Annotated in this window: 7 protein-coding genes; 4 read left to right on the top strand and 3 right to left on the bottom strand. The window is 55.8% G+C overall.

The genetic code is table 11. The features are described from left to right. Positions 1 to 132 precede the first annotated feature (132 nt). On the top strand, positions 133 to 3,663 hold the full coding sequence (locus AC2IAX_RS13270) for a UvrD-helicase domain-containing protein (RefSeq protein WP_494387901.1): 3,531 nt from the start codon (positions 133 to 135) through the stop codon (positions 3,661 to 3,663). Positions 3,664 to 3,667: 4 nt separating this feature from the next. Here AC2IAX_RS13270 and AC2IAX_RS13265 read toward each other — a convergent pair whose 3' ends face one another. Then, a complete protein-coding gene (locus AC2IAX_RS13265) occupies positions 3,668 to 5,653 on the bottom strand; it encodes a sensor domain-containing diguanylate cyclase (protein WP_494387900.1) in 1,986 nt (661 codons plus the stop codon). 437 nt (positions 5,654 to 6,090) lie between these two features. Between AC2IAX_RS13265 and AC2IAX_RS13260 the strand changes: the two genes are divergently transcribed. Beyond that, positions 6,091 to 6,771 (top strand): CsgG/HfaB family protein, encoded by a 681-nt coding sequence (locus tag AC2IAX_RS13260; protein WP_494387899.1) that lies wholly within the window; start codon positions 6,091 to 6,093, stop codon positions 6,769 to 6,771. A 502-nt stretch (positions 6,772 to 7,273) separates the two neighbouring features. Then, the gene (locus AC2IAX_RS13255; protein WP_494387898.1) at positions 7,274 to 8,815 is read left to right on the top strand and encodes a glycosyltransferase family 61 protein; all 1,542 of its coding nucleotides are present in this window, start codon (positions 7,274 to 7,276) and stop codon (positions 8,813 to 8,815) included. Positions 8,816 to 9,434: 619 nt separating this feature from the next. Here the strand turns inward: AC2IAX_RS13255 and AC2IAX_RS13250 are convergent. Together AC2IAX_RS13250 and AC2IAX_RS13245 are read right to left on the bottom strand one after the other, a co-directional pair. Further along, a complete protein-coding gene (locus AC2IAX_RS13250; RefSeq protein WP_393010923.1) occupies positions 9,435 to 9,587 on the bottom strand; it encodes a chlorophyll a/b-binding protein in 153 nt (50 codons plus the stop codon). 221 nt (positions 9,588 to 9,808) lie between these two features. Beyond that, positions 9,809 to 10,813, bottom strand: a complete 1,005-nt coding sequence (locus AC2IAX_RS13245; protein ID WP_494387897.1) for a carbohydrate kinase family protein — start codon at positions 10,811 to 10,813, stop codon at positions 9,809 to 9,811. Between the two features lie 545 nt (positions 10,814 to 11,358). On the opposite strand from AC2IAX_RS13245, the gene AC2IAX_RS13240 reads away from it, so the two are divergent. Beyond that, positions 11,359 to 12,318: a DUF3153 domain-containing protein gene (locus AC2IAX_RS13240; RefSeq protein ID WP_494387896.1), complete on the top strand. Its 960-nt coding sequence runs from the start codon at positions 11,359 to 11,361 to the stop codon at positions 12,316 to 12,318. Positions 12,319 to 12,370: the final 52 nt, after the last annotated feature.

Below are 12,370 nucleotides of genomic sequence, written 5' to 3'. Positions count from 1 at the left end.
TAGCTGATTTTTCCAAAACCTCAAAAATGAGTACAGAAGCCGCCTCTCAAGGGTGGCTTTTTTGGTCTTGTTTTTCTGATTTGATAGGATCAGTTGCGATCGTCCACCCATTCAGCAACGGCGGGATCATTGATGCTCACTCCTGATCAGCGGCGGGCAGCGGGAGCACCCCAGAGCGTGGCGGTGTTGGCGGGGGCCGGCACGGGCAAAACCCACATGCTGGCGGCGCGCTACCTGTACCATGTGACGGCGTTTGGCTACTCCCCGATCGAGGTTGTGGCGGTCACCTTCACCCGCAAAGCGGCGGAGGAGTTGCGATCGCGCATTCGGCAGGATTTACAACAGCTTTTAGCTACCGAAGCCGCGGCCCTGGCCAGTGGCCATCCATCAGCTCTGACTAGGCTCTATGATCGCTGGCCGGGCTGTGACCTATTGGCGGATTTGGAAGCAGCAGCGGTTAATACGTTTCATGCCGTGGCGGGACAAATTTGCCGAGAACAAGCACACCATTTAGAATTAGCGCCCAACTTCACGATTCAAGAGCCTTGGGAAACGAGTCTTTGGCAAAAGGAACAGCTAGATTTGGCGTTGGATGAACTGCCAGAGGTTCATTACACCGCTGTGCCCTATTCCACGTTGCGGCCAATTTTGGAAGGATTATTAGCCGATCGCTACACGGCGGAACAGGCCTTAAAGCGCGATCGCACCGATTGGGAAACACAGGTCAAAATTTGGCGACAAGCAGCGCTCGATCGGCTGGTGAATGCTCCCGGTTGGCAATCGGCACAACAGTTTTTATCCCAATATGCTGGGAAGCCCGGAGACGGAGCCGAGGAAAATCGGCAGCGAATTTTGGAATTAATGGATGCGATCGCCCAAGATCGCGATTCCGATCAATGGGCCGCTTGGACAAAGGCGATTGATTTTAGTAAAGGACGAGGCAGCAAGAAAAATTGGGATTCTGCGGAGCTTTTAGAATCCGTCAAAGCAGCGATGAAGGCTGTGAGAGGTCAAATTAACCAGGCCTTAAAAGAAGGAGCCATTCTTTGCAAATTAGGAGAAGTTGACGATCGCTTTGAGGAGAAACTGAAAACCATTCGTCAAGTCTATGTTTGGGTGCGTTCTCGCTTGGAAGTGGCGAAAAAGCAAGCCCGGCTCATGGATTTTAGCGATCTGGAATGGTATGCCCTCAAGGCGTTGGAGATGCCAGAAGTTCAAGCCTACTATCATCAGCGCTGGCAAGCATTTTTGGTGGATGAATTCCAAGATACGAATCCGGTGCAAAGTGCCTTGCTCGATCGCCTGCAACACGATCGGGCAAAGGTGACGATTGTGGGCGACAGCAAGCAATCAATCTATCGATTTCGCCGGGCAGAAGTGGGGCTATTTCAAGATTGGTGCGATCGCCTGGCCCGGTCTGCCGAGGGCGATCGGGTCAGCTTGTCCCAGAGCTTCCGCACCCATCGGGATTTGGTGGCCGCTGGGAATGCGCTTTGTGAGCCGTTGTTGAACGAGTTGCACCAACCCTTGCGGGGCGATCGGGCGGAACCACCGCTCGATCGGCCCGTGACCCTGTTGGCATTGCAGGCCACCACCAAAGCGCAGAAGGTTGCGACCCGGCGGGTGGCCGAGGCCCAAGCGATCGGCCAACGATTGCGCGATTGGGTTGATCAGGGAGTCCTAATTTTCGATAAAGGCTTGGGAACCACACGCCCGCTGGAATTTCGCGACATTGCCATTTTGGGGCGCACCCATCGGCAACTGAGCATCATTGCCCAAACCCTGACAGCAGCAGGATTGCCGGTAAATCTCTGCTCCGGTGATTTGCTGGATACCCGTGAGGCCCAGGATGGAACCGCTTTGCTCCGGTTTTTGGCGGATTCGCAAGATAGCGTGGCCCTGGTCACGATTTTGCGCAGTCCTTGGTTTGCGGTCAGCGATCGGGCCCTGTTTGCGGTCAGTCGCCAGTTTCCAGCGCCGGAACCCACTGCCCCTGATGGATCCCCCGCCCCGCGCCGATCGCCCAATTGGTGGGCCGCTCTGCAAGATTTGCTCACCGATTCAGCAACTTTCAATCAGTTAGACGAGGGCGATCAACAGGCCCTAAAACGGGCAGTGGCGCAGTTGCGGCGCTGGCGGGGCGATCGGCGGCGGGAACTGCCCTCCCAGTTGCTGCACCGAGCCGATCGGGCCACGGGCTACAGTGCCACGATCGCCAACCTACCGGACGGGGCCCGCCGCCTGCGGGATTGGCGCGACTTTGCCGACTGGATCGCCCAATTGGAGGAAGGGGTGGGCGACACCTTTGGCGTGGTGCGGCGGTTGCGACGCATTGAAACCGTGCGGCGGCTGAATTCTGGTGACCTGAAAACCCTCTTTGCCCGATCGCCCCTGGAAGCCGGGAACGCCATTGACCTGATGACCATCCATGCGTCCAAGGGGTTGGAATGGCCGGTGGTGGTGTTGCCGGATCTGAATCCCCAGCGAGATTTCCAACAGTCAACTTCTTGGCGAATGAGTGCGGAATTGGGATTCGTGTTCCAGTGGCGTGACCAACCCCAGGGAGATTGGCAAATTCCAGCCCTGTGGCAATTGCTGGCAGCGGCCGATCGGGAAGCGGCCCAGGCAGAAACCCGCCGATTGTTGTACGTTGCCTTGACCCGGGCCCGCGATCGGTTGCTCCTGAGCGCCAATTTGCCTTGGCAGGAAGAAAAATCCGGCAAATCCGAAGCTAGCGAGGACGAAACGGGCGATCGCTTCCGGCCTTGGGATTGGGTGCAAGGGGTGGCCCAGGCCCAAGGCTGGTCGATCGACTGTGTGATGATCCCCGAAGGCTCGCCAGATTTTCCCGATCAACCCAATCAAGCTGATCGCCTCAGTCAAGCCGATCCCCAGAATCCAAACCATCCACCTGCCCCCGTCGATCGCCCCCAAATTACCACCGATCCTTGCTCGGAAAATGGTCAGCTCCTGTGGGGTTGGGTGTCTTCCGGCTTGGATGAATTACCCGTGGTGGCCCTCAGTGAATATGCACGCTGTCCCCGGCGGTTTGCTTGGCGCATGGTGGACGATCGCCCCCCCAGTGGTGACGGGCCCGCCCGATCGCGCCGAATTGGCACGTTGGTTCACCGGGCAATCGAACGGCGCATTCAAGATGTTGCCACCCTAGCAGCCCAAGATCCCGGGTTAGATCTCGAAGCGGTCAGCGAAGCCCTGACCCTTGCCGATCGATTTTGGCAAGATCCCGCCTTGGCCCCCCTGAGTCACGATCCCCAAGCCCGGCAAGAATTGCCGATCGGGTTTGATTTAGCCCTGCCTCACGGTCAAACCTTACGGCTGAATGGGGTGGCCGATTGGGTGGGAACCGCCGGAGTTTTGGACTTCAAGACCGATCGCGATCGCGTGCCCAGTGAGCACCGACTGCAACTGTGGGCCTATGCCCATGCCCTGGGAGTTGATCGGGCTGCGCTGGTGTATTTGCGCCATCCCGATCGCCCAATCGAATGGTTCACTCAATCCCAACTACAACCCCTGCAAGCCCAAGCGATTGAAGTAGCCCAACGAATTCGATCGGGGCAATTTGACCCCACGCCGGGCCCCGCCTGTCGGTTTTGTCCTTACCAAGACACCTGCGATGCGGCTCTACGGGACATTTCAACCTAGGCCATTACCGAGAACTGGGGCGATCGCGTGGCACATCCCCCGCCAAGGAAGATGGTTGCCGGATTGCCTCATAGGGCAGCGCCACAATTCGATCGCGCCCTTGCTGTTTGGCTTCGTATAGGGAGCGATCGGCCCCAGTAATCAAATCAGAAATTTCATCTCCCGACTGGGGAATATGGCTCATGATCCCAATGCTTAAAGTCACATGGCTACTGACCTGAGAACCCCTGTGGGGAATCGCCAACTGATGAATTTGACCGCGAATTTGATGCGCTAATTGCACCGCTTCCACTAGCGTTGTATTTGGCAGCAAAATCGCAAATTCTTCGCCCCCATAGCGTGCCGCCAAATCACTACTGCGGCGGGCATGTTCCCGAAGCACTTGCGCGATCGCCACCAAGCATTGATCGCCCATGAGGTGACCATAGGTATCATTATATTTTTTAAAATAATCCGCATCACAGAGCATCAAAGACAAGGGTTGGGTCGATCGCAAACATCGATTCCACTCCGATCGCAGCACTTCATCAAAGTGGCGACGATTGGCAATTTGCGTTAAGCCATCAATGCGAGCTTGGTGAGCCAACTGCAATTCCAGCCGCTTGCGATCGGTAATATCCATCACCAAAAACCCAACACGATAGGGCTGATCATGCATATCAAAAATTGGAAAATAGGACACCAACCAGGTATTTTCGATGCAGGATTGAGCAGGCGACCGGGCACTAATTTCCTGATTCAAAATCGAATCACCCGTTGTGAAGACCGCTTGAAACAGTGGCTCCAGATTTGATCGCAACCCAGGAACCACATCCCAGATTGAACGCCCCAAATGTCCCGATTCCGGTAAGCCATTGATTTTCGCCAGCACCTGATTCACCCGCACATAGCGGTAATGATGATCAATAATTCCCATCCCCCAAGGGGCTGCTGAAAAAAACGCATCCAGTTGCGCTTCACTCAACCGCAAGTCAGCGGTGCGCTCTTCAATCCTGATTTCCAGCGTCTCCAGCATTTGCACCAAATCTGACCGAATGGCTTGGCGCTCTTGAACCGTTGCCGACAAAATTAGCCCCGTAATCGAAAGAATCCCGATAAAGGATTGCAACAGAATAATGGATTCATTGGGCGTGCGATCGGAGAAGGATCCTGTTCCTTGGGAAGTGGCGATAATTGCTGCCAAGGAAATGATCGCTACTCCCAACGCTGAAACCAGTTCTCCCAAGCGAAAAACACTCCAAATCAAAATCGCAAAGAGAACGTAAGCCAAAGGATAGCCATAAAAAAAGTCAATCCAAACAATGGCTGCGGTGAAAACCACAATGGCACTACTTTCAAAAGTCCAGCCCATTGCCCGCTTCAAGCTTGCAAAAATCTGTTGCCATCCCAATTCTTTTAACAATAAAATGGGAGGAGTAAAGATGAGGTGGGCCAAGGTACTCGCCAGCCACCAGGACAACCAGCAAACCCCGTAGTCTTTCCAAGTGATCGTGCCAATCCAATAGGAAATGGTGATGCCCATGGTGGCAGAAACAAAGGGCCCGGCAGCCGCAGCCATCACAAAAAATGACGCAGATTGGACTCGATTCAAGGCGCGATCGCGCATGGCTTTTTTCTGAAAAACCCAGGTGCTAATTAAGGGTTGAAAACAGTTAGCTAGAGTGCAAACTAAGTTTAAAAGAATAAAACTAGCGAAAGGAAATTTCCAATCAAATAATAGCGGAATCAAGCCAAACATCGATCCACAAATAATTCCAGGAATTGCTTTAAATCGGTAATAGTAAAAAATTGCGAAGGTAAATCCCGAGGGTAACCAAACTGAAGCAACCTTACCCGGCAAGGAGATAAATTCTAAGCTAATGGCTGCCAAGATAGAGTAAACAACGGCGATCGCTAGGTTAGCGCTAACAACCTTGAGAGAGTCTTGTCCAGAAAGATGCTGGCGATCAGAATCAATCTCATTGAGAATTCGTTGCCAAAATTTTCTCATCGTTTCATGGGTCTCTTGATGTTTATATACATGCCAATGCATATAACAGATTTGCAATATTTTAAGTTTACAACTTTTGTCTTATAGATTAATGATCATAAATCCAAAAAAATCAATGGAAAGATTGTTTTTTGATCAAATAGATCTTTTCATAAATTTGATTCAAAAATCTGATCTGATGAACACAATTTTAAGAGCCTTGAGAATACGCGATCGCGTAGCGTTGACCCACCTTGGAAAAAGCACGAAAGAAATGACAATCCTTAAGAATTTCACCTATTTTTACCCATTGTCGATCCCAAGATCACCAGCCTAAGATAGGCGTTGCGTTTATACAGCATCCAGCGCTGCATTCTGGTTAACGAATTAACGAAACGTTGACCGAATGCCGATGGATTGTTCACGGAAGTCCTCGATCGAGCAACAAGGACATTTTTATGAAATCAATGATTGGACTGGGTTTTGCGAAAACATTGGTTGTCACCCTGCTGACAACGGGGGTCGCCCTGCCGGCGGTGGCGTTGCCGGTGGCCACAGCCCACAGGGCAACTGCCACGCAGACCGACAAACAAACCCAAAAGAAGCGGATTGTGGTGCTGGATTTTTATTACGGCAACACGGGTGACACGGGCTATTGGTCAAGCTACCGAGGCGGCGCTGCGGGCACGGGGGTGAGCGAGTTGGTGACCAATGCACTGGTGGATGGGGGTAAATATCGGGTGGCCGATCGCAGCCAGGTGGCCCGCACGAACGGAGAAGTGAGCACGGCGCAGGCGGTGGAAATTGGCAAGGTCAACGGGGTGGATGCGGTGATCATTGGTACGGTGACGCAATTCACGGTGGAAAGTCGGCGGGCCAGTGGGGGCGCTTTTGGCATTGGCGGCAACTCGGAAGAGACGATCGCCCGGGTGAAGTTGTCGGCCCGCATTGTGGACACGGCCACGGGCGACATTTTGGGCACGGCGCGGGGTGAAGCGGAGGCCAGTTCCCGCAGCGGTGGCGGCTCGGTATTTGGCGTTGGTGGCAGCAGTAGCAGCGCCGATGGCAACGCCCTGTTAAGCAAGGCCGTCGAAGAGGCTGCTGGTAAACTGGCAACGGATATTCAAGCGAAGTTTTAAGCGGCTTGGGCGAATCTTGTGCGCTGGTGCTAACCGATGCTCCCAAATGGGGATCCAAACCGATCGCCCTGTTCCATAACTCTTAGCCCATGACTCTTAGAGGGGGCCTGAAAAGCCAAAACTGCCACCTTGCGGGTCTCATCGATCGACAAAGACAAGGGGCTTAGGGCCTCACGTCGTTTAACCCGAAACCCTAGATCTGCCGTTAGCGGATCTCGTGGGGGGCAAGGGGCTTAAGCCCCTTGTTACGACGATTAGGGCAGGGAAGATCAACCGTTTCAGCATCACCTCGAAACATGACGACCCCCCTAGGGCGTGTCGTCAAATCGCCTGAAACCCTGATTCCACCGTTGGCAGATCGTGAGGGACAAGGGGCTTGAGCATCTTGTTACAACAACTGGGACATGGAAAATCAATCGTTTTCACCTGATCCTAGGAAATGACGACCCCCCTAAGCCCCTTGCCCCCACGACTAGATGCTTTTCAGACATCCTCTTAATCCATGGCGAAATCGTCGTTTCGATCGCGCCGATCGGGGTTTGCTTCTCGCCTGCCGCCGGTCTCGCCCCCTGCCCTGCCGCCCGAGTCTGCCCCACCGTCTCCTGTCCCGGTGCAGGAACCTGTTACGGCCCTCGCGCCGCTGGCCAATCCCTGGCAACTGACTTGGGGCCATGACTTGGCGCGATCGGGCGATTGGGACGGTGCGGCGATCGCCTATGGTCAAGCCTTAGCAGCCTACCCGGGAGATGGGTTAGCGGCGTTGGCGTTGGCACGGGTGGAACTACGGCGCGATCGACCCGCTGCGGCCTGGGCCGTTTTGGAACCCCTGTTGCCCCAATGGCCCAGCGCCGGGCCCCTGCTGCTGACGGCCAGCCAAGCCCAAGCGGCCCAAGGAGAACCGGCCCTGGCGGAAGATTTGGCATTGCGGGCCTGGTTGGCGAATCCCGATCGCCCGGAAGCTCGCCGTTGGTTAGCCCAGCTCGATCGCCTGGCCCATTCCCCCTTTCAGCTCATCGATAGCTGGCGGGGGCGACTGGCGGATCACTGGCTTTGGGCCCTGGCCGATCGGTTGGGCCATCAAGAACAGCTCACCCGTCTGGAAACCCCGACCCCCTTGGACGATCGCCCCTTTGCGGCCCAGGTGGAGAATGGATCCCTCTGGCATTGGCGAGGAATGGTGGGGGTGTTTGATGCCCAGCAACGGTTAATTTTGGAACTCTCCGATGGGGCCTTGCCCCATTGGTTGCAGACGCAGCCGCCCAGGCCCATGCCAACCGTGCAGGTGGCGGGTCGGGTGGCGGTGGTGGCCAGCGGTGCAGGGGATGCGATCGACCGTTGGTTTCAAGAACTGTTGCCCCGGCTGCAGGTTTTGCAAAGCTTGGAATCGGAGGGGGGAGCCTTTTGGGAACCCTTCGCGGCGATCGTGGTCGATCGTTTGGCCCATCCTTGGCAACGGGAAACCCTCGATCGCCTGGGCATTCCCCCCGATCGACTGCTGGAACTCGATCAACACCTGCAAATCCAAGCCGACAGCCTGATTGTGCCGCGCCGCTTTAACGGCCCTTCCAGCTATGGGGTAGCGGCGCTGCGGGAATTGGGAGAAAGTTTTGAGCGATCGGCCCTGGTTGGGTTTCGGCGCAGTTTGCCAAGCTGCCGTCGTTGGGTGCTTTGTGCCAGTGATGGGCGCGATCGCCCTTGGTTAAACGGCCCCGCCGTGGCCCAAGACTTGACCCGTTGGGGGTTCAGCTTGCTAGATCCGGCCGCCTGCTCGTTGGCGGAATTAATAGCAATCTTTCAAACGGCAGAGGCGATCGTCTCTCCCAGTCATCCAGCCCTAGCCCTGTTGCCCCTTTGCCCAGCGGACACGATCATCCTGGAAGTTGGCTCCCGCACCTATCAACCCTTGGTACAACTGGCAGGACTTCAGGGGCGATCGATCCCTGCGGAACCCGCACCCCCAGGCAACGCCAGCCCAGTGCTTTGGGTGCGATCGGCCGAAGTGCGAGCCGTGCTAGCTCGTTGTTTGCGGGGCTTGCGGGTTTAGCGCCGCAATTTGCAGGCTAATGCTCAGGCGGAGCGCCGCAATACCCATCCAAAACGCCCATCAAAAACGCCCGTCAAAATCCATCAACACTGCTCAAAATCGAGCAACAATACAGCCTTTACCTAAAATAATTGGCACGCCAGATCGCAAATGCCATTAAGCAACGATTCGGTGGACATTGCCCACCCTACTGGCGCGGCTGCCTTAATTTACGGGGTTAAAGTCGCGAAGTCAGTCGTAGTGACAAGGGGCTTAAGCCCCTTGCTGCCTAACGATCTGGTGACGGCAACAGTCATTTGATTTGACCTATCAAAATAAGCTTGACACGCCACTACGGGCAGATCAAAAAAGTCGCGAAGTTAGTCGTAGTAACAAGGGGCTTAAGCCCCTTGCTGCCTAACGATCTGGTGACGGCAACAGTCATTTGATTTGACCTATCAAAATAAGCTTGACACGCCACTACGGGCAGATCAAAACTGATCAAACATACTCATCAGAAAAATATCCATAAAAAAATGGGAGCCGTTTAAAACTCCCACTCACCTGACTTTAGAGACCTTAGAGACTAGAGAGACTGGTATCCGAATCACGACAGTCGCTATCTGCCTTCGTGCTGCCGTTAGCGCAGTCCCCAAAAGTGCATGACCCCTTGTCGGGAAAGCAATTCTGTGACCATGGCCGCGAGGATGCCGAGCATTGCCAAGCGACCATTCCAAACTTCGGCGGTGGCGGTGAAGCCCCACGGATGGGCTGTGCGACTGTTGGTTTTCATCGACCAACTCCTATTTGTAAAATAATGTAACAAATACTTGTTGATCGTGCAACTTTGTTTCTCAGGTGCTTGCCAAATCGACGGAAATGGGCATTTTTTGACCGTTGATTAGCCCCATGGATCAGCCCTGTTGATCCATGTTGATCCACCCTGGTAGCCGCATGGTCGATCGCAATCATCGCCTCAGGGTTGAGTGGTCAGCCCAAACCTGACCACCCCGATCATCCCTGCGATCGCAAGAGATCTTCAATGGACGATCGCAGGGGCAAGGCATCGATCGCCCCCGGTTTGGTGGTGGTCAAGGCTCCGGCCGCGCTGGCAAAGGCCACGACCGATCGAGCAACGGCCGGATCGGCCAAGGCCGCCAGCCCCCGTTCCAACAGTTGCGCCACAAACCCCGCCGTGAAGGCATCGCCCGCACCGGTTGTGTCCACCACAGGCACATTGAAAGCGGGCATCACTCCCCCATGGCCACTGATCCAGTAATGACAACCGCGCTCCCCGTCCGTGACCAGCACGGCTTCTAGGTGATCCAACTTGTCCGCGATCATCATGGGATCGTGGGTATGGAACAGCCAATCGGCCTCCTCCCGTGCCAACTTCAGAAAATCCACCCGCTCCAGCAACGGCATCATCGATCCCGGTGCAATGCCTGGGTCGGGCCAAAAGACCGATCGCCAGTTCACATCCAACACAATTTTGAGATAGTGCTCATCGGCCAAGTCCAAGGCCCGGCGGATGGCGGCGCTACTGTCGGGATAGGCCAAGGCCAAAGTGCCCAACACCAAGCAATCGGCCGCTTGGAACTGCCGCGCCAACAGCAAGGAAGCTTGCAGCCGGGTATCGGCAAATTCTCGGGTGTCGTGGCCAATGTATCCACCGCTGCGAAAGGCGGCAAACTGGCGATCGCCCCGATCGTCCCGCAAGACGCAAACTTCACGGGTGGGGGCGGTGGGATGACGTTGCACTCCGTCCAAATTCACCCCCAAACTTTGCAGTTCCCCCAGCAGGCGATCGGCCGACTGCTCACTGCCCACACAGCCCACAAACCCAGCCGACACCCCCAACCGGCTGAGGGCACAAGCCACATTGGCCGGCGCACCACCGGGGTAGGTTGTCCAAGACTCCACCGCTTCGATCGATCGGCCGGGTTGATCAGCCAGACAGTCCCAAAGCAATTCACCCACGCAAAGGACTTGCGGGGAGGAGACGCGCGCAGTCGTCATGATCTCTCCTCGGTTAAGCTGGATTCGATCGGCCAATGCCGATCTATCTAGTTATTGGACTTATTGGACGGTTGATTGATTAGACGGTTACTCGTGGTTATTCAGCCGTAGATCACCGCCCCATGGTGTTCCCGCCAGTCACGAAGGCAATTCAGCAAATTTGATTTCAATTCAGCCAATTCAATTCAGCGGATGTTGCCACTCCCATCGGCAATCGGCAGGGTCTTCCGAAGACCGAGGGTTTTTAGCCCAGTTCAATGGGGTCTGTCCTCTGAATCCAGCATAACAAGCCACTTCTAGGCTGCTTGTGACAAAAAATGAATCTCTGTTAACGAGTGCATCCCTCTGTTAAAAGCAGTTGATTTAGAAGCAGTTGATTAACCTGTTGATTAACCCTTGCCCAGGCCTTCATGAGGATCATGCCGCAGCGATCGCCTCTCTCAACCCCAGCCCCCACCGTTCACCCTCGCCCCGCTGGACTAACGGGAACCGGGAGGCGGTCAAACAGTGGGCAAAGTCGGAAGCGATCGAGAAGAGCGTGGGGGTTGCGCCCGTTGCGGGTGTTGTTGGTGATGGTTTGGCTGGTGCTGCTGGGGGGCTGTGTGGATTTGGATACGGAGGTGCGGTTTCCGGATGCCAACCATGGCGCATTGGTACAAACGGTGCGGCTGAGTGAAGGGTGGCAGGTGTGGGGCGAGGCCACGGCCAAGGCCTGGCTCGATCGCTGGGCCGCCCAAGCCAAGACGATCGGGGGTCAAGTGTTGGAACAAAGCGATCGAACCCTGACGATCGCCATTCCCTTCCAGAACGGGCAAGATTTACAATCCACCTTTCAGACATTCAGCCAAACCCTGGGAATCGTCGATCAAGAGGCGGCGAAGTCTGGCGATCGCTCCGGCCACCAGACCACCGCCGCCCAAACGAGATCCCTTGCCAGAGGGGGCGATCGGTTAGCCGATCAAACGCCAAAGGTGAATGGGGATTCGCTGCCGGATCCGGCTTTGCTCGATCCCTTGGCCTTTCCCAGCCAGTTCCAATTGCAACAGCAAAATTGGTTGGTCGCTGTCCGAAACCAACTTCGCTACGAGGTGGACTTGCGATCGCTGGCGGCCCTGGGCGGCGAGCAGTTGGCCCTGGTGGACACGAGCCGGCTCTTGCGTTGGCAATTTGGCTTGCGAGTGCCCCATTGGGGCCAAGGCACTATCCAACCGCCCCACCCGGAACCCGACTGGAACCCCCAAGCAGGACAACCGGGCCCGATCCAGCCCAACCGCCCCAGCCCCCAACGGCAACAGGGCCGCTGGGCTTGGACTCTGGAACCGGGCACGGTCACCACGATCGAAGCGGTGTTTTGGGTTCCCAGTTGGGTGGGCATTGGCGGCCTGATGATTGGGTTATTCGGGGCGATCGGGTGGTGGCGTTGGCGACCGATCCCGACCAGTTCTCTCTCAAAAACGGAAGCCGCCGAAACCCCCAACCCAACCGATTCCACCCCTGCCCACTGAGCCGTTTCCGTGCCCATCGGAACCCGATCGCCCCAACCTCGGCCCTGAAAAT

It is taken from the genome of Limnothrix sp. HT2024 (genome assembly GCF_059138625.1).
The sequence above is the reverse complement of the archived record's forward strand: the minus strand, read 5'-3'. Positions and strand labels throughout refer to the sequence as shown.

What these genes read in the sequence shown, in the direction of transcription:
- AC2IAX_RS13270 (WP_494387901.1), top strand. Translation starts at nt 133, where the DNA reads ATGCTCACTCCTGATCAGCGGCGGGCAGCGGGAGCACCCCAGAGCGTG.
- AC2IAX_RS13265 (WP_494387900.1), bottom strand. Translation starts at nt 5,653, where the DNA reads ATGAGAAAATTTTGGCAACGAATTCTCAATGAGATTGATTCTGATCGC.
- AC2IAX_RS13260 (WP_494387899.1), top strand. Translation starts at nt 6,091, where the DNA reads ATGAAATCAATGATTGGACTGGGTTTTGCGAAAACATTGGTTGTCACC.
- AC2IAX_RS13255 (WP_494387898.1), top strand. Translation starts at nt 7,274, where the DNA reads ATGGCGAAATCGTCGTTTCGATCGCGCCGATCGGGGTTTGCTTCTCGC.
- AC2IAX_RS13250 (WP_393010923.1), bottom strand. Translation starts at nt 9,587, where the DNA reads ATGAAAACCAACAGTCGCACAGCCCATCCGTGGGGCTTCACCGCCACC.
- AC2IAX_RS13245 (WP_494387897.1), bottom strand. Translation starts at nt 10,813, where the DNA reads ATGACGACTGCGCGCGTCTCCTCCCCGCAAGTCCTTTGCGTGGGTGAA.